This is a genomic window from Ensifer sp. WSM1721, assembly GCF_000513895.2.
In the GTDB taxonomy this organism is placed as follows: domain Bacteria; phylum Pseudomonadota; class Alphaproteobacteria; order Rhizobiales; family Rhizobiaceae; genus Sinorhizobium.
This window is the reverse complement of record NZ_CP165782.1, coordinates 3322079-3340310: the sequence shown is the minus strand read 5'-3', so window position 1 is coordinate 3340310 and position 18232 is coordinate 3322079. Positions and strand designations below refer to the sequence as shown.

Sequence of the window (18232 nt, the reverse complement as noted above, 5' to 3'; positions counted from 1 at the left end):
TCACCGAGTTGCATATGCAGTTGGAGCAAAGATACCCATGATCGGACTTGTGCTTGTCACGCATGGCAAGCTGGCGGATGAGTTTCGGCATGCATTAGAGCACGTTGTCGGTCCGCAGAAATTCATCGAGACCGTCTGCATCGGCCCCGAGGACGACATGGATCAGCGGCGCCAGGATATCCTCGACGCCGTCGAGAAAGCCAACGAGGGCAACGGCGTCATCATCCTGACGGATATGTTCGGCGGTACACCCTCCAATCTCGCCATTTCCGTCATGCGCGGCGGCAGCGTCGAAGTGGTCGCCGGGGTCAACCTGCCGATGCTGATCAAGCTCGCGGGCGTGCGCGGCGAGAGCGACATGGACAAGGCGCTTGTCGAAGCCTCCGAGGCGGGACGCAAATACATCAATGTCGCCAGCCGCGTTCTGAGTGGAAAATGATGGATCACCGCCCGGACACGGTGCTGACGCGCGAGCTGCTCATCATCAACAAGCGAGGCCTGCACGCGCGGGCCTCCGCGAAATTCGTGCAGACGGTCGAGGCCTATGATGCCGAGATCACTGTATCCAAAGACGGAATGACGGTCGGCGGCACGTCGATCATGGGGCTGATGATGCTGGCCGCCAGCACCGGCTGCACCGTCTTCGTCACCGCCAGCGGAGCCCAGGCGGAAGAGGCCCTCAACGCGCTCGACGCGCTGGTGCGGGACAAATTCGGCGAAGAGATTTGAATTGCCCCTCACCTTAGTTCTCTCCCCGCAAGCGGAGACGTGGGGCGACACATATATCCTTCTCCCGCCGGCACTGATATAAACATATAAAGACCTCTTTATATGATGGTTGCCCTCTCCGGTGATTCCTGATAGACCGAACGCACTCTCCCCGTGATCTCGAAGCGCGGGAGGCATGTCACGCCGCCAACTCGCCATAGGGCCGGCGGCCCAAAGGATCAGCCTGGAGAACTCCATGACCGCAACTCAGGACTATATTGTCGCCGATATCGGGCTAGCCGATTTCGGCCGCAAGGAAATCGCCATCGCCGAAACGGAAATGCCGGGCCTGATGGCCTGCCGTGAGGAGTTCGGCGCATCGCAGCCGCTGAAGGGCGCCCGCATTACCGGTTCGCTGCACATGACCATCCAGACCGCCGTGCTGATCGAGACGCTGGTCGCGCTCGGCGCCGAAGTCCGCTGGGCCTCGTGCAACATCTTCTCAACGCAGGACCACGCCGCTGCGGCCATCGCCGCGCGCGGCATTCCGGTCTTCGCCGTCAAGGGCGAGACACTCGAGGAATACTGGTCCTACACCGACAAGATCTTCCAGTGGGCCGATGGCGGCCTGTCGAACATGATCCTCGACGACGGCGGCGACGCGACCATGTACATCCTGCTCGGCGCGCGCGCCGAAGCCGGCGAGAACGTGCTCGCGAATCCCGGTTCGGAAGAGGAGGAAATCCTCTTCGCGCAGATCAAGAAGCGCCTTGCCGCAACGCCGGGCTGGTTCACCAAGCAGCGTGACGCCATCAAGGGTGTGACGGAAGAGACGACTACCGGTGTCAATCGTCTCTATCAGCTCCAGGCCAAGGGCCTCCTGCCCTTCCCGGCGATCAACGTCAACGACAGCGTCACCAAGTCGAAGTTCGACAACAAGTACGGCTGCAAGGAATCGCTCGTCGACGGCATCCGCCGCGGCACCGACGTGATGATGGCCGGCAAGGTCGCCGTGGTCTGCGGCTATGGCGACGTCGGCAAGGGTTCCGCCGCCTCGCTGAGCGGCGCCGGCGCACGCGTGAAGATCACCGAGATCGACCCGATCTGCGCCCTGCAGGCCGCCATGGACGGCTATGAAGTGGTCCAGCTCGAAGACGTCGTCTCGACCGCCGACATCTTCATCACCACGACCGGCAACAAGGACGTGATCCGCATCGAGCACATGCGCGAGATGAAGGACATGGCGATCGTCGGCAATATCGGCCACTTCGACAACGAGATTCAGGTCTCGGCGCTCCGGAACCTGAAGTGGACCAACGTGAAGCCGCAGGTCGACCTCGTCGAGTTCCCGAAGGGCAACCGTATCATTCTCCTGTCCGAAGGCCGCCTGCTCAACCTCGGCAACGCCACAGGCCATCCGTCCTTCGTGATGTCGGCCTCCTTCTCCAACCAAGTCCTGGCGCAGATCGAGCTCTTCACCAAGGGCGCGAGCTACAAGAATGAGGTTTACGTGCTGCCGAAGCAGCTCGATGAGAAGGTGGCGCGCCTGCATCTTGCCAAGCTCGGTGCCAAGCTGAGCGAGCTGTCGGAGGAACAGGCCGCCTATATCGGCGTGAAGCCGCAGGGCCCGTTCAAGGCGGAACACTACAGGTACTAATCCTTACCCGGGCAATCCACAACATCTTGTGGCCGCGATCTTGACAAGAGATCGCGGCCTCTTTTTTGGACCGCGCACTTTCCGCCGATTCTTCAAACAAGTATGCTTAAGTCATTGATTCGTGACGCTGGAGCAGCCGGCGTGGCGAACGGGGATGTCTTGTCGGATGTGCGGCAAAGAGACGGAGACGGACCGGGAATGCGATGGGGACTGACGGAGCCCTCTGCGAGGGCTTCAGCGCAAGGCGGCGCGCGGTCAGGGGCGATTTCCGGACGAACGGGGATGACGCCGTGAAACCAGAACGATCCACGATTTCGAGCGAGCGGAAGGCGCCGACGTTGATGCGGCGGCTTCTCGCCGGAACGGTCCTGCTCGCGGCCAGCGACGCGGCCGCCCAGGCGTCCGCTCCGGTCGCCAGAACGATATTCGGCACCTCCGAGGTGGTGACCTTCTCGGTGCTGATCGGCGTCATTTCCGCGGCGATGATTTCGGCGATCTGGCTCATCCGGCAACGCGGCAATATCGAAGCGGAAAACCGCGAGCTGCGGGCCAATCTTTCCGACGCGAACCAGCGTATTTCCCGCTTCCAGGCGCTCATCGCCGACAAGGACAGGCGCATCGTTATCTGGGACGGGCTCGCCGAACGCCCCGAATTCCTCGGTCAGCTTCCGGTCGAAACCGGGGCGCCGCAGGACGACCGCGATTTTCTTGCCTTCGGACGCTGGATCAAGCCGCATTCGGCAAGTCAGCTCGAGAAAGCGATCGAAGCCCTGCGTGCCCAGGCGCAAAGCTTCGATCTGGTGCTCGAAACGCAGCGCAACGAAGTTCTCGAAGCTCAGGGCCGCGTTTCCGGCGGACGGGCCTTCGTACGCTTCATCGCGCTTAACAATCTGAGGGCGGAACTCGCCGAACTGAAGCTCGAGCGCGATCGGCTGCATACCTCGCTCGCCACCTTCCGCAATCTCTTCGACGCGGTCGATCTTCCCGCCTGGCAGCGCGGCACCGACGGCAAGCTCGAATGGGTCAACGCGGCTTACGCCGAAGCGGTCGAAACGGCGAGCGCGAACGCGGCCGTCGCCGAGGGCCGCGAGCTGCTCGCAACCGCGGCGCGCGAGAAGATCCGCGCCGTCTCGACCTTCGACACGCCTTTCCGCGACAAGGTCTCGACCGTGGTCAAGGGCAACCGGACCTTCTTCGAGGTCGTCGACGCCCGCGGCCCGGCCGGTTCGGCCGGGATCGCCATCGACGTTTCCAGTATCGAGGCCGTGCGCGAGGAACTGGCGCGGACGCTCAAGAGCAACGCCGAGACGCTTGAGCATCTGGCGACGCCGGTCGCCATCTTCGACGGCGATCAGCGCCTGCAATTCTACAACCAGGCTTTCCAGAGTCTCTGGGGCCTCGACATGGGTTTCCTCGAGCGCAAGCCCGACAATGGCGAGATCCTCGATCGTTTGCGTGCGGGCGGCAAGCTGCCGGAGCAGCTCAACTGGAAGCAATGGAAGGCGAACGCGCTTTCGGTCTATCAGGCTCTCGACACGCAGTCCGACCTCTGGCACCTGCCGAACGGCCAGACGTTGCGCGTCTTCGCCACCGCGCGGCCTCAGGGCGGCGCGACCTGGGTCTTCGAAAACCTGACGGAGAAGGTCGACCTCGAAACCCGCTACAACACGCTCGTCCAGGTGCAGGGCGAAACGATCGACCATCTCGCCGAAGGTGTCGCCGTCTTCGGGCCGGACGGCCGCATTCGGCTGTCGAACCCGGCCTTCCGGGCAATCTGGGGCGTCAGCGAGGCGGAGGCGAAGCCCGGCACCCATATCCGCGCGATCGAGCAGGCCTGCCTCGCCTCCTACGACCAGCCGGATGGTTGGAAGCGCTTCGCCCATATCATCACAAGTTTCGACGACGAGAGGCCGTCGAGCCGCGGCATCCTCGAACTGCGCACCGGGCTGATCCTCGACTATGCCGTGATCCCGCTGCCGAACGCCCAGACGATGCTGACCTTCGTCAACATCACCGACAGCGTGCGCGTCGAGCGGGCGCTGACCGAGAAAAACGAGGCGCTGCGCAAGGCCGACGCGCTGAAGAACGATTTCGTCCACCACGTTTCCTACGAGCTGCGCTCGCCGCTGACGAACATCATCGGCTTTGCCGATCTCTTGAAGACGCCCACCTTCGGCGAGCTCAACGAGCGCCAGGCGGAATATGTCGATCACATCGCCACTTCCTCCTCGCTGCTACTCACAATCGTCAACGACATCCTCGATCTCGCGACCGTCGACGCCGGCATTGTCGAGCTCGACATGTCGGAGGTGAACCTCGTCGACCTGCTCGATGACGTGGCGCAGCAGATGGCGGATCGCCTCGCCGAGAGCGGCGTTTCGCTCCGCGTCGACGCCCCTGACAGTCTCGGCCGCATCATTGCCGACCAGCAGCGACTGAAGCAGATCTTCATCAAGCTTCTGACCAATGCCGCCAATTTCGCGCCCGACGGCAGCATGATCGACCTGAAATGCTGGCGGGAAGGCAGCGACTTTCTCTTCTCCGTCACCGACACCGGTCCGGGGATTCCGCAGGACGTGCTCAACACCGTTTTCAACCGCTTCGAGAGCTACGGCCAGCGCGGCGGCGCCGGTCTCGGGCTTTCAATCGTCGAGAGCTTCGTCAGCCTGCACCGCGGCGCGGTCTCGATCCGCAGCAAGGAGGGTGAAGGCACGGAAGTCACCTGCCGCATTCCCTCCGCCGAAATGCCGAAGATCATCGCGGCGGAATAGATGAAGTCTCTGGAACTTCTGCTGAAGGACGAAGCCGCCACCATCGAGCTCGGCGAAGACCTAGCGCTAGCACTGAAGGCCGGCGATTGCGTTGCCCTCTCGGGCGATCTCGGGGCCGGAAAATCCACCTTCGCGCGGGCCTTTCTCCGGGTGATGGCCGATGACGAGGCGCTCGAGGTGCCAAGCCCCACCTTCACCCTGGTGCAAAGCTACGATCTCAGGATCCCGGTCGCCCATCTCGACCTCTATCGCCTCGCTGACGCTTCCGAACTGGACGAGCTCGGTTTCGACGAGGCGCTTTCCGAAGGCATCTGTCTGGTCGAGTGGCCCGAGAAGGCGGAAGAGGCGCTGCCGGCCGACCGGATCACCCTGACCTTCTCGCACGAGGGCGAAGGACGGCGCTTGCGAATCGCCGCCCCCGAGGCCGCCTTCAACCGGATCACCCGTTCGCTTGCCATCCGGAGCTTCCTGACGGAAGCCGGTCACGCCGGCGCCCGCCGGCGGCACTTGAGCGGCGATGCTTCCGTGCGGGCCTATGAGCGCATCCACACGCACGACGGCGAGCCGACGAAGATTCTGATGGACGCGCCCAAGCACAAGCCCGGCCCGATCCTGCAGGACGGCAAATACTATCAGCAGCTCGCCCACATCGCCGAAGACGTCATTCCCTTCGTCGCGATCTCGGAATTCTTGCGCAAACGCGGCTTCGCGGCGCCGGCGATCTACGCGCGCGACCTGGACCTGGGCCTGCTGCTGATCGAAGATCTGGGCTCGGAGGGCATCATCGATGCTGACGGCCGACCCGTCGCCGAGCGCTACATCGAGGGCGCGCGGGTGCTCGCCCGCCTCCATGCGGCACCGGCCGAGCGCGAGATTGCGATCGCGGAGGGCATCGTCCATCGCATTCCCGACTTCGACCGAACCGCGATCAAAATCGAAACGAGTCTTTTGGTCGACTGGCACCTGCCGTGGAAGCGCGGCGCACCGGCCTCCGAGGCGGAGCGGAAAGACTACTTTGCAATCTGGGACCATCTCATCGACGTTCTCGCCTCGGCGGAGAAGAACCTGCTGCTGCGCGACTTTCACTCGCCCAACATCCTCTGGCGTGCCGACCGCACCGGCCGCGACCGCGTCGGCATCATCGATTTCCAGGACGCGATGATCGGCCCTACGGCCTATGACGTCGCCGCGCTCGTGCAGGACGCGCGCGTAACGATCGACCGCGACCTGGCCGACCGCATGATGGATGTCTATATCGCCGAGCGCAGGGCCTCCGGCGCTTTCGACGAGGCGGCTTTCTTGCGCGACTGGCATTTGATGGCCGCGCAGCGAAACTGCAAGCTCGCCGGCATTTGGGTGCGGCTGATGCAGCGCGACGGCAAACCCGGCTATATGAGACATATGCCGCGCACCTTCGCCTATCTCGGGCATGCACTTTCCCACGAGGTGCTGACACCCTTGCGCGAATGGTGCATTAAGGCTGGAATCCTGGCTCCCGAATCAGCCAACTGACAGGAAATCATGCCCATTACCAATGCCATGGTGCTCGCGGCCGGATTGGGCACGCGCCTCAGGCCGATCACCAACACACTGCCGAAGCCGCTCGTCAGCATCGCCGGCAAGCCGATGATCGACTATGTGCTGGACCTGCTCACCGCCGCGGGCGTGACCAAGGCCGCCGTGAATGTCCATCATTTCGCCGATCAGATGGAGGAGCACCTCGGCCGTCGGGAGGCGCCGCATATCGTTATTTCCGACGAGCGGGAGGCGCTGATGAATTCCGGCGGCGGGCTCGCCAAGGGTTTGAAACTGCTCGATGATGGGCCGGTCCTCGTCATGAATGCCGATCTCTTCTGGGTCGGCGAGAAGGCCGGAGAACCGAGCAATCTGCAGAGGCTCGCCAGCTATTTCGATCCAGAGCGCATGGACATGGCGCTGCTCTGCGTGCGTCTGGAGGACACGACCGGACACAACGGCAAGAAGGATTTCTCTCTCTCGGCGGAAGGGATACTGACGCGTTATCAAGAGGGCATGGAAAATCCCGTCGTCTATGCCGGTGCGATCGCCATGGACTCGCGGCTTTTCGCCGATGCGCCCGCCGACGCATTCAACCTCAACATCTATTTCGACCGGGCAATCGCCAAGGGGCGCCTTTTCGGCCTGATGCTCGACGGCCATTGGATGACGGTCGGCACGCCTGAAGCGATCGCGGAGGCCGAGGCGACAATCCGGCGTTTTCGCCCGGGAGGATGACGTGCCCGGAGGAAGCTCGAACGTCTTCACCATTCCCGCCGGCCTGCCCTTCTTGAGGACGCTCACGGAAGCGCTCTTGAGCGGCGCGCTCACGCCGGACTTCCGCTACGACCCGGCCGATCCGCTCGCCCTTGCCGGGGTAACGATCTTCGTGCCGACCCGCCGCTCGGCGCGCGTTCTGCGCTCCGAATTCGTCGATCTGCTCGGCGGCCGCTCGGCAATCCTGCCGGTGATCCGCGCGCTCGGCGAAACCGACGACGACAGCGGCTTCTTCGAGACGGAAGTGCCGGCGATCCTCGATCTTGCGCCGCCGCTTTCCGGCACCTCGCGGCTGATCGAGCTCGGCCGCCTCATCCTCGCCTGGCGCAACCACCTGCCGCAGGTGGTCCTCGACATCCATGCCGAAAGCCCGCTGATCGCCCCGGCAAGCCCCGCCGACGCCATCTGGCTCGCGCGCAATCTCGCCGAACTGATCGACGCCATCGAGACCGAAGAGCTTGCCTGGGATCAGCTGGACGGGCTCGACGGCGGCGAACATGCGCTCTGGTGGCAATTGACGCTCGCCTTCCTGAAGATCGCCCGAACCTATTGGCCGGAGCGGCTCAACGAACTCAAACACTCCTCGCCGGCCCGCCACCGCAATGCCGTGCTCAAGGCCGAAACCCAGCGCATCGCCGCCGGCAAGGTGACCGGTCCGATCATCATCGCCGGCTCGACCGGTTCGATTCCGGCGACCGCTGCGCTCATTGCCGCGGTGAAGGCATTGCCGAGCGGCACGGTCGTGCTCCCCGGCCTCGACAAGGACATGAGCGATGCGGAATGGGAGCTGATTGCGGGCGAGGCGGCAGGCCCCATTTCCGGTCTCTTTGCGAGAGACCCGGCCAGCCGCACCCACCCTCAGTATGGTTTCCACCGCCTCCTGAAGCGCATGGGCATCGAGCGTGACGACGTGCCCGTGCTGAACTCGGCCGACAGCGCCCTTGACTATCGTAGCACCGTCCTGTCACGCGCGCTTCTGCCGGCGAAAGCGACGGACAGTTGGACTGAGGCCCGTGCGGAGTTGAAAGAGGAAAAGCTTCTTTCAGCTTTCGCCGACGTGGCCCTGATCGAGGCGGCGAACGAACGCGAGGAGGCGACGGCCATTGCGATTGCGCTGAGACTGGCGCTCGAAGGCGACGAAGAGAGCCAGGCGGCGCTCATCACGCCGGATCGCGGTCTTGCGCGCCGGGTCGGTGCCGAACTTGCCCGCTTCGGCATCGAGGCCGACGATTCGGCCGGTGTCCCGCTCTCGGCAACGCCGGCAGGCGCGCTCACGCGGCTTCTTGTCGAAGCGACGCTCAGGCCCGACGACCCGGTCCCCCTGGTCGCCCTCCTCAAGCATCCGCTCGCTCGCTTCGGCGAGACGGCGGAAAATGCGCGCCGGGCTGCGGACACGCTGGAACTCGTGGCGCTGCGCGGCGGTACCGATGTAGCTGACATCTCGACGTTGGAAGCGACGCTCGAAAAGGCGCTCGAGAACCACGGCACCGACCGGCATCCGCCGCCATGGCGCGGCGGCATCAAGGAGGACGACATCGCGCTGGCACGGTCACTCGTCCGGCGCATCGCATCCGCGATCGAACCCTTTGCGAGCACGATCGCAACCTGCGCGGAAGGTGGCCGCCACCGTTCGCTGGTGCTGACCTTGGCCGATTGGGCAGAACGAACCGGCCGCGCACTGGAGGCAGTCGCCATTGACGAACGCGGCAGCCTCGGCGACCTTTGGGCTTCGGAAGCCGGCGAAACATTGGCGAGGCTGCTCGCCGGCATCATCGAGACCGAGGGCCAGATGGAGGCCGACGGGCCGCAATGGTGCGACATCGTCGAGGCCCTTGCCGCCAGCGAAGCGGTCAAGCCGCGATCGATGCGCCATCCCCGCGTCTTTATCTTCGGCGCTCTCGAGTCGCGCCTGCAAAGCGTCGATCTCGTCGTGCTCGGCGGCATGAACGAGGGCACCTGGCCGGGCCAGACTTCAAACGATCCGTTCCTGTCGCGGACCATGAAATCCGGCATCGGCCTCGAACCGCCGGAAAGGCGCATCGGCCAGCTCGCGCACGACTTCCAGATGGCCTGCGGCACGCGACGGCTGATCTTCTCCCGCTCCATGCGTCAGGGCTCGGCGCCGACCGTCGCCTCGCGATGGCTCCAGCGCCTACAGGCACTCGGCGGCGAAAGACTGACCGAGCTGCTCAAGGCCAACGGCGCAGCCTATCTCCAATGGATGCGCATTCTCGACGAAGGCGACCGCCAGCCGCTGGCGAATCGGCCGGAGCCGAGACCGCCGGCCGAGTTGCAGCCGCGCAAATATTCCTTCAGCGAGGTGACGCGGCTTCGCCGCGATCCCTACTCGATCTACGCGCGGCGGATCCTCAGGCTCACGCCGATCGATCCGTTCAATCGCGATCCGGGCGCCGCCGAACGCGGGCTGCTCTATCACCGGATCGTCGACCGTTTCGTCAAGGGCGGCTTCGATCCCGCCTTGAAGGAAGGCGAAGAGGCGATGCTGCGGCTTCTTCACGAGGCCTTCGACGAGGAGAGGCTGCCGGCGCATATCGACACCATCTGGCGGCCGCGCTTCGAAGCCGTCGGAAGGGCTTTCCTCGCCTGGGAACGGAAGCGCCGCCCCGGCATCCAGAAGTCCTTCACGGAGGTTCCCGCGTCGATGGAACTCGGGCTTGCCGACATCCGGCTGACCGGCATCGCCGACCGCCTCGACCGGCTTAAGGACGGAACGATCGATATCATCGACTACAAGACCGGATCGAGCCCCTCGCCCAAGGAAGCGCGAGCCCTGCTCGACCCGCAGCTCGCGCTCGAAGCGGCGGCCCTTAAGGCCGGCGCCTTCCGCGCCGTCGGGCCCGCCAGGCCGCACTCGCTGCGCTACGTCCGGCTGAAGCCCGGCAGCCGCTTTGCCGTCGATACGGTCAACAACGAGAACAGCCGGTCGAAGGAGGCCAAATCCACCGATCAACTGGCGGAGGAATCGCTTGCGGAACTGAAAAAGCTGCTCGCCGCCCTGATGAGCGGCAGGCACGGCTTCGCCTCGCGCCTGATCGTCCAGAAGGAACGAGACTACGGAGGGGAATACGATCATCTGGCGCGGGTCGCCGAATGGGCAACCACGGACGGTGACGACGACGATGAGGAATGATCTCTGCGGCCCGGAGGAGAAGACACCGGAGGCGTGGCTCGACTGGACGACCGCGCGGCAGGCGCTCGCCTCCGATCCGGCACGCTCCGCGTGGGTTTCCGCCAATGCCGGGTCGGGCAAGACGCACGTGCTGACGCAGCGCGTCATTCGGCTGCTGCTCGCCGGCTGTCGGCCATCGGCGATCCTCTGCCTCACCTATACGAAGGCGGCAGCTTCCGAAATGTCTAACCGGGTGTTCGAGAAGCTCGCCGAATGGGCGATGCTCGACGATGCGGCGCTCGAGAAGCGCATCGAAGCGGTCGAGGGGAAGCGTCCGCCGCTTGCGAAGATCCATGAGGCGCGACGGCTTTTCGCCCGGGCTCTGGAAACGCCGGGCGGACTGAAGATCCAGACGATTCACGCCTTCTGCGAAGCCCTGCTGCACCAGTTTCCGCTGGAGGCCAATGTCGCCGGGCATTTTTCCGTTCTCGACGACCGCGCTGCGGCGGTCCTGCTTGCGGACGCGCGCCGAGCGCTGCTCACGGCGACGGCGGCGGCGGACGACAAGGAACTGGCCGATGCCTTCGCCACGGTTCTCGACCTTGCCGACGACACCGGCCTCGAAAAGCTGCTCACGGCGATCGTCGCCGGCCGGGGGCCGATCCAGGCCTTTCTCGACCGCGTCCAAGGGCGAGACGGAATGGAAACGCATCTGCGCTCGGCCCTCGGCCTCAAGCCGGGCGAGACGGCGGAGACGGTCATGGCCAAGGCCTGGCCGCTCGCTGGCCTCAACGGCGCGGCACTCGATGACTATATCGAGGTGGGCCTACGTCTTGGCGGCGCCAAGCCCTCTGCTATCGCAGAAGGCTTGCGGTACGTCCGCGACATGGAGGATACGCCGGGGCGCTATGCCAAGCTAATGGAGCTTTTCTTCAACGGAGGCGGCAAGCCGAAGGCCGAATCCACCTTCCTGAATGCCGCAATACGGCGCGAGGCGCCGCACCTCGAAGCTCTCGTCGCAGAAGCGCGCGATCACATGCTCGCCTCAGTCGACCGGCTGGGCATCGTGCGGATGTATGAGGCGACGCGCGCCGCCCTCATCCTTGCCGAGAGGCTGAACCGCGATTACGAGGCTCTCAAGAAGGCTCGCAGCCAGCTCGACTTTGAGGATCTGATCCACCGCACCGCTGCCCTGCTTTCTCGCAGCGACGTCGGTGCCTGGGTCCACTACAAGCTTGATCAGGGCATCGACCACATCCTCGTCGACGAGGCGCAGGATACGAGCCCAGCGCAATGGACGATCATCCAGGCGCTCGCGTCCGATTTCTTCGCCGGCGAAACGGCGCGGGCGGACGACCGGACGATCTTCGCCGTCGGCGACGAGAAGCAGTCGATCTATTCCTTCCAGGGCGCGCGCCCGGAGCGTTTCTCGCGCGAGCGCATCGTGACCGAGCGGCGGGTACGCGCCGGCAACAAGCATTTCAGCCCCATAGGCCTGCAACTTTCCTTCCGTTCGACCGTCGACGTGCTCTCCGCCGTCGACACCGTTTTCGCCAATCCGGGCAACGCGAAAGGCCTCAGCGCCCGGAACGAGGCGATCGTGCACGCCTCGAACCGGATCGGCCATCCCGGCGCCGTGGACGTGTGGGATGTGATCGCGCCCGAGGCGACGGCGGCGGACGAGGACTGGACGGCTCCCTTCGATGCGACACCCGAACGCGCGCCGGTGAACATCCTTGCCCGGCGCATTGCGGCGGTTCTCCAAGACTGGATCGGCAAAGAAACCGTGATCGAAAAGGGCGTGCGGCGACCGATGCGCCCGGGCGACGTCATCGTGCTCGTGCGCAAGCGCGATGCCTTCGTCAACGCACTGACACGCGCGCTCAAGCGGCGGGGCAATATTCCGGTTGCCGGTGCCGACCGTCTCGTGCTGACGAGCCATATCGCCGTCCAGGACCTGCTGGCGCTCGGCCGCTTCGTGCTTCTGCCGGAGGACGATCTCTCCCTCGCCGCGCTTCTAAAAAGCCCGCTCTTCGATCTCGGTGAAGACGACATATTCGAGCTCGCGGCGCGGCGAGCGGAAGACGAAAGCCTCTGGGAGAGGCTGCAGCACCTCGGCACCGAGGAGACGAGCCGCTTTCATCGAATGGTGCAGATCCTCGCCAGTTACCGCGTCCTTGCCCGGGACCTGCTCCCGCACGACTTTTATGCCCGGATTCTTGGAGCCCATGGTGGCCGGCGCGCTTTCCTGGCGCGGCTCGGCAGCGAAGTCAGCGACATTCTCGACGAATTCCTGACCTTTGCGCTCGATCACGAGAGGAGCGGCTTGCCCGGCCTCCAGGCCTTCATCTCGACGCTTGAAATCGAAGCGCCCACGGTGAAACGCGAACAGGACAAGGAGCGCAACGAGGTTCGCGTGATGACCGTGCACGCGGCGAAGGGCCTCGAAGCACCGGTCGTCTTCCTGGTGGACGGCGGCGGCGAGGCGTTCGTCCGCCAACAGGTGCCGGACCTGCGCTTTCTGGAGAAGCCGCAGCCCGACCGCTCGGTGCTGTCGGTGCCGGTCTGGCGCGCGCCGGGTTCGACCTCGAATTCGCTGATCGCCGCCGACAACGAGCGGCTGAAACAGCTTGCCGAGGAGGAATACCGCCGCCTTCTCTATGTCGGCATGACGCGCGCGGCCGACCGCCTGATCGTCTGCGGCTATCGCGGCCAGCGGCAGAACGTCGATACCTGGCACGCCATGGTGCAGGGAACTCTTGCGCGGGACCTGAAGGGCCGTGCGGCGCCGACGGTCTTCAGCGCCGGGGGCGAGGAATGGTCCGGTCTCATATGGCGGGAGACGCATGTGCCGCGCGACTTGCCGGCAAAGGAAGCCGGGGTCGAGCCGCAACAGGCGCCGTCCGGCCTGCCGGGAGCGCTTTTCACTCCTTTGCCGCCGCCGCGCCGCCTGCCGCGGCCTCTTGCTCCTTCCGGCACGACTATCGCCATTGATGACCCGGGGAACGAGTCGATCGTCGGATCGGCCATCTTCGCGGAGAAGGCTGCGCCGAAATCTTCGATGCTGCGCGGCGCGATTCTTCACCGCATGCTGCAGGTTCTCCCGTCGATCGAAGGGGCTGAGCGCCATGCCGCCGCGGAGCGATATCTCAGCCGCTCCGTGCCGCGCTGGCCGGAGGCGGATCGCCGGGCGCTGGCCGACGCGGTGGCCGACGTGCTGGAGCACCCGGAGCTGCAAGGGCTTTTCGGCGAGCAGAGCCGGGCGGAAGTTTCCGTCATGGGAACGCTCAGGCTCGGCGGGCGCGAGTTCGCCGTCTCCGGCCGGATCGACCGCCTGGCCGTCTCCGACGACACGGTGACGATCGCCGACTACAAGACCAATCGCCAGGTGCCCTCCACGCTCGACGGGATTGCACCCGTCTACCGGACGCAGCTTGCGATCTATCGCGAGCTGTTGAAACCTCTCTACCCCGGCAAACGTTTCCATTGCGTGCTGATCTTCACGGAGGGCCCGGCTATCCGAGCGCTTCCCGAGTCGATGCTAGACAGGAGCCTTGAAGAGCTCGCGACAAAGTGAGATACACGATATTGAAAATCCAGTGGCGATGCCTCACATGAGGCACAACATATGGACATTGCCATTCCGAAGGAGCAACCGATGGCTACTGTAAAAGTCGATGCGTCCAATTTTCAAAAAGAAGTTCTGAACTCCGCCGAACCGGTCGTCGTCGACTTCTGGGCAGAATGGTGCGGCCCGTGCAAAATGATCGCGCCGAGCCTCGAAGAAATCGCCACCGAGCTCGCCGGCAAGGTCAAGGTTGCCAAGCTCAACATCGATGAAAACCCGGAACTCGCCGCCCAATACGGCGTCCGCTCGATCCCGACGCTCGCTCTGTTCAAGGCCGGCGAAGTCGCCGACATCAAGGTCGGTGCCGCTCCGAAGACGGCACTGAGCTCCTGGATTTCGAACGCAGCGGCTTGAGGCGTCGGTTAACTCCTGAAGCTATCGAAAGCCCGGCTCGTCCGGGCTTTTTCTTGCCACTCAGAGGAGACTACAGCGCCGTGCGTCTTTTCAGACGCACAAAGGACGCTGTAGCGCTTTGAATTGCTGCATGTTTTTGTCCTTAAATCGGGTACGATTTAAGGAAACATGCAGTAGGCGCGGGGGCCATGTTTGTCCTTCACCCTCATTCTCCCGCTGCTGCACCGCGTCATCCCTGATGATCGTCATCCTCGGGTCAAGCCCGAGGATGACCACGGAGAGGGTGTGCCCGGGGAATCTTTCGCACCTTACCGCGGCGGCGTGCCATTCTCCGCGAGCACGTCGCCAACGAGGTAGAGCGAGCCGCCGATCAGGATGCGCGGCGGTACGGGGTCCTCTTCAGTCAGCTCAGCGATCTGGCCGAGTGCCTCCGCGACCGACGAGGCAGCATTCGACTCCAGGCCGGCGAAGGCGGCGTCCGCCGCAAGCGCGACGGGGTCGAGCCCCGCATCGGAGCCGCGGATCGGCACCGTGAAGACCTGCTCGGCGAGATCGAGGAAGGCTTTGAAATAACCGACCGGATCCTTGGTGTTGATCATGCCGATGATCAGGAACAGCGGCCGCGGCTCGCGTTCTTCGAAGGTCGCCATGGCTTCGGCGATGACCTGGCCTGCTCCGGGATTGTGCCCGCCGTCGATCCAGATCTCGGCGTTCTGCGGTCCGTGATGTGATAGCCGGCCGCCGGCAAGACGCTGCAACCGCCCCGGCCAGTCGACGCCGGCGAGCCCTTTTTCGATCGCCGTCTCCGAAACATCGAAGCCGGCAGCCCTGACGGCGCGGATCGCGGCTGCGGCGTTGGCATATTGATGCCGGCCCGGCAGGCGCGGCAGCGGCAGATCCGCAAGGCCGTTCTCGTCCTGAAAGATTAGCCGCCCGAACTCCTCATGCGCCATGAAATCCTGGCCATAGACGGATATCGGGCAGCCGAGTCGCTCGGCGGTCGCGACCAGAACCTCGCGCACGCCGTCGTCGTCCTGATGGCCGATCACCACCGGGCAGCCGCGCTTCATGATTCCGGCCTTTTCCGCGGCGATCAATTCGACACGGTCGCCGAGATAGGCCTGATGATCGAGCGAGATCGGCATGATGACGGAGCAGGCCGGCCGGGCGATGACGTTCGTTGCGTCGTAGCGGCCACCGAGACCGACTTCGATGATCGCGACATCCGCCGGATGCTCGGCGAAAAGCAGGAAGGTGACTGCGGTCAGGATTTCGAAGACGGTGATCTTCTGACCGCCGTTGGCCTCGGCCACGCGCCGCACGGCGTCCGCAAGGACGCCGTCGCTGACGAGCGTCCCCTTGCCGCCCTTGACGCCGAGCCGATAGCGCTCGTGCCAATTGACGAGATGCGGCGACGTATGCACGTGGACGCTGAGGCCCTGGGCTTCGAGGATCGCCCGGCAAAAGGCCGTGACTGAGCCCTTGCCGTTGGTGCCCGCAACGTGGATCACCGGTGGCAGACGCTGCTCGGGATTGCCGAGCGCCGCCAGAAGGCGGGTGATCCTGTCGAGCGAAAGGTCGAACCCCTTGGGGTGCAGGGCGAGAAGCTTCTCGATCTCCTGCGCCGCTTCGCTAACCTGCGCCGCCGTCATGGTTATGGCCCCGAAACTGATTCACTGCTCTCATGATTCCTATATCGACTTAAGGACAGAATCATGCAGCAAGTCAAAATGCTAAAGCGACCTTTGCGCGTCTGATTTAGCCGCGCGGCGCGCCGGAGCCGGACTGGTTGACCGTGTCCAGATCACCGTTCCCGAAGCGAGGACAACTCGTCCACGAAGAACACGCGACAAGTCGCGTGCCCCTCGCCGCAACGCCACTCACTTTAGGCTCGTGCCGCCAGCGGCAATGTGGCGACGTCGGAGCCGGCTTCGCGCTTCGCCGCCTCTGCCGGCTTCTTCATCAGAATCTGCAGCACGCGGGCGATCGTCGCCGGTATGTCATGGCGCTTGACCACCATGTCGACCATGCCATGCTCCAGAAGATATTCCGAGGTCTGGAAGCCTTCAGGGAGCTTTTCGCGCAGGGTCTGCTCGATCACCCGTTTGCCGGCAAAGCCGATCTCTGCGCCGGGTTCGGCGATGTGGATGTCGCCGAGCATCGCATAGGATGCGGTGACCCCGCCGGTCGTCGGGTTGGTGAGCACGACGATATAAGGAAGGCCGGCCTCCTTCAGCATGTTCACGGCGACCGTGGTACGCGGAAGCTGCATCAGCGACAGGATGCCTTCCTGCATGCGGGCACCGCCCGAAGCCGGGAAAATCACCAGCGGGCACTTCTCGGCGATCGCCCGTTCGAAGGCCTTTACGATCGCCTCGCCCGCCGCCATACCGAGCGACCCACCGATGAAGTTGAACTCATGGACGACGGCCACGAGTTTCACGCCCTGTACGAGGCCGAGGCCCGCGACGATCGTGTCCTCGAGTTCGGTCTTGGCGCGGCTGTCGCGCAAACGGTCGACATATTTCTTCGAATCGCGGAACTTGAGCGGGTCCTGCGCCACCTTCGGCTGCGGCAGGGTCTCGTAGATTCCGCCGTCGAAGAGGTCCTTCAGCCGCGCCTTCGCCGGCATCTTCATATGGAAGCCGGATTGCGGGATGACCCACTTGTTCTCTTCGAGATCGCGGTGGAATACCATCTCGCCGGTTTCAGGGCACTTGATCCAGAGATTCTCCGGAACTTCCCTGCGGCCCAGCATCGAATTGATCTTCGGCCGAACGTAGTTTGTGATCCAGTTCACTTATAGACTCCTGAAGATTCCCTTCGGGTTGTGCGCGTCAATATCGGCAATTATTCGGCTGCCGCGAGCCGTGAGGCCCGCACGCCAGCCGCCAGCCCTCTGACGAGCGCCTCGACACCCGGAACCGTCGCATCAGTCGTGCCGCCCTCCTCCGTCAGGCTCGACGCGATCTGGTTGACGATCGCCGTTCCGACCACGACGCCATCCGCCGATGCGCCGATGACGCGTGCATGGTCGGCCGTCTTCACCCCGAAACCGACGCAGACGGGCAGCCGCGTATGCGCCTTGATGCGAGCGACCGCGCCGGCGATCAGCGACGGATCCGGCAGCGCCGAGCCGGTGATGCCGTTCATGGAGACGTAATACACAAAGCCGGAGGTGTTTTCGAGAACTTTGGGCAGACGACGGTCGTCCGTCGTCGGCGTCGCCAGGCGGATGAAGCTGATGCCCTTCGCGAGAGCCGGGATGCAGAGCTCGTCGTCCATTTCCGGCGGCAGGTCGACGACGATCAGGCCGTCGACGCCGGCCTTCAGCGCGTCATCGAGGAAGCGGTCGACACCATAGATATAGATCGGATTGTAGTAGCCCATCAGCACGATCGGGGTGCGCTTGTCCCCCTCCCGGAAGAGCCGGGCGAGCTCCAACGTCTTGGCAAGCGTCTGCCCGCCTTTGAGCGCCCGCTGGCCGGCGAGCTGGATCGCCGGGCCATCGGCCATGGGATCGGAGAAGGGCACGCCGAGTTCGATGACGTCGGCGCCGGCCTTCGGCAGTGCCTTCATGATCGCGAGCGACGTGTCGAAATCCGGGTCGCCGCCCATGAAATAGGTGACGAGCACCGGCCGACCTTCCGCCGCGACGTCAGCGAACCTTTGCTCCATGCGTGCGGTCATGA

At 64.3% G+C, this 18232-nt stretch carries 12 protein-coding genes; 9 read left to right on the top strand and 3 right to left on the bottom strand.

All coding sequences use genetic code 11. The annotated features are described in order from the left end of the window. The first annotated feature begins 37 nt into the window (after nt 1-37). From M728_RS16060 to trxA, 9 genes are all read left to right on the top strand, one after another. A complete protein-coding gene (locus M728_RS16060) occupies nt 38-439 on the top strand; it encodes a PTS sugar transporter subunit IIA (protein ID WP_026615252.1) in 402 nt (133 codons plus the stop codon). Then, nucleotides 436-729 carry an HPr family phosphocarrier protein gene (locus M728_RS16055; protein ID WP_026615253.1) on the top strand — a complete coding sequence of 98 codons (294 nt, stop codon included), beginning with the start codon at nt 436-438 and terminating at the stop codon, nt 727-729. The genes M728_RS16060 and M728_RS16055 overlap by 4 nt, the downstream gene beginning before the upstream one ends. A 235-nt stretch (nt 730-964) precedes the next feature. Continuing rightward, nucleotides 965-2365 (top strand): adenosylhomocysteinase, encoded by a 1401-nt coding sequence (gene ahcY / locus M728_RS16050; RefSeq protein ID WP_026619449.1) that lies wholly within the window; start codon nt 965-967, stop codon nt 2363-2365. 341 nt (nt 2366-2706) lie between these two features. Next, nucleotides 2707-5136 (top strand): PAS domain-containing sensor histidine kinase, encoded by a 2430-nt coding sequence (locus M728_RS16045; RefSeq protein ID WP_051440840.1) that lies wholly within the window; start codon nt 2707-2709, stop codon nt 5134-5136. Beyond that, nucleotides 5137-6648: a tRNA (adenosine(37)-N6)-threonylcarbamoyltransferase complex ATPase subunit type 1 TsaE gene (tsaE, locus tag M728_RS16040; protein ID WP_026619451.1), complete on the top strand. Its 1512-nt coding sequence runs from the start codon at nt 5137-5139 to the stop codon at nt 6646-6648. It begins immediately after the preceding gene. Between the two features lie 9 nt (nt 6649-6657). Next, a complete protein-coding gene (locus tag M728_RS16035; RefSeq protein WP_026619452.1) occupies nt 6658-7389 on the top strand; it encodes a nucleotidyltransferase family protein in 732 nt (243 codons plus the stop codon). 1 nt (nt 7390) lies between these two features. Then, entirely contained in the window at nt 7391-10579 is a 3189-nt protein-coding gene (gene addB / locus M728_RS16030) for a double-strand break repair protein AddB (RefSeq protein WP_026619453.1), read from the top strand. Next, a complete protein-coding gene (gene addA, locus M728_RS16025; RefSeq protein WP_026619454.1) occupies nt 10569-14135 on the top strand; it encodes a double-strand break repair helicase AddA in 3567 nt (1188 codons plus the stop codon). Before addB ends, addA begins: the two co-directional genes overlap by 11 nt. A gap of 81 nt (nt 14136-14216) precedes the next feature. After that, a complete protein-coding gene (gene trxA, locus M728_RS16020; protein WP_026615260.1) occupies nt 14217-14540 on the top strand; it encodes a thioredoxin in 324 nt (107 codons plus the stop codon). A gap of 308 nt (nt 14541-14848) precedes the next feature. Here the strand turns inward: trxA and M728_RS16015 are convergent, their stop codons facing one another. The 3 genes from M728_RS16015 to trpA form a co-directional block, all read right to left on the bottom strand. Continuing rightward, entirely contained in the window at nt 14849-16192 is a 1344-nt protein-coding gene (locus M728_RS16015; RefSeq protein WP_026619455.1) for a folylpolyglutamate synthase/dihydrofolate synthase family protein, read from the bottom strand. A 233-nt stretch (nt 16193-16425) separates the two neighbouring features. Beyond that, entirely contained in the window at nt 16426-17340 is a 915-nt protein-coding gene (gene accD / locus M728_RS16010; protein ID WP_026615262.1) for an acetyl-CoA carboxylase, carboxyltransferase subunit beta, read from the bottom strand. Between the two features lie 50 nt (nt 17341-17390). Next, a complete protein-coding gene (gene trpA, locus M728_RS16005) occupies nt 17391-18230 on the bottom strand; it encodes a tryptophan synthase subunit alpha (RefSeq protein WP_026619456.1) in 840 nt (279 codons plus the stop codon). Nucleotides 18231-18232: the final 2 nt, after the last annotated feature.

Bases quoted from the DNA above. Each gene is read 5' to 3' on its own strand.
- M728_RS16060 (WP_026615252.1), top strand. From the start codon at position 38: ATGATCGGACTTGTGCTTGTCACGCATGGCAAGCTGGCGGATGAGTTT.
- M728_RS16055 (WP_026615253.1), top strand. From the start codon at position 436: ATGATGGATCACCGCCCGGACACGGTGCTGACGCGCGAGCTGCTCATC.
- ahcY (WP_026619449.1), top strand. From the start codon at position 965: ATGACCGCAACTCAGGACTATATTGTCGCCGATATCGGGCTAGCCGAT.
- M728_RS16045 (WP_051440840.1), top strand. From the start codon at position 2,707: ATGCGGCGGCTTCTCGCCGGAACGGTCCTGCTCGCGGCCAGCGACGCG.
- tsaE (WP_026619451.1), top strand. From the start codon at position 5,137: ATGAAGTCTCTGGAACTTCTGCTGAAGGACGAAGCCGCCACCATCGAG.
- M728_RS16035 (WP_026619452.1), top strand. From the start codon at position 6,658: ATGCCCATTACCAATGCCATGGTGCTCGCGGCCGGATTGGGCACGCGC.
- addA (WP_026619454.1), top strand. From the start codon at position 10,569: ATGAGGAATGATCTCTGCGGCCCGGAGGAGAAGACACCGGAGGCGTGG.
- trxA (WP_026615260.1), top strand. From the start codon at position 14,217: ATGGCTACTGTAAAAGTCGATGCGTCCAATTTTCAAAAAGAAGTTCTG.
- M728_RS16015 (WP_026619455.1), bottom strand. From the start codon at position 16,192: ATGACGGCGGCGCAGGTTAGCGAAGCGGCGCAGGAGATCGAGAAGCTT.
- trpA (WP_026619456.1), bottom strand. From the start codon at position 18,230: ATGACCGCACGCATGGAGCAAAGGTTCGCTGACGTCGCGGCGGAAGGT.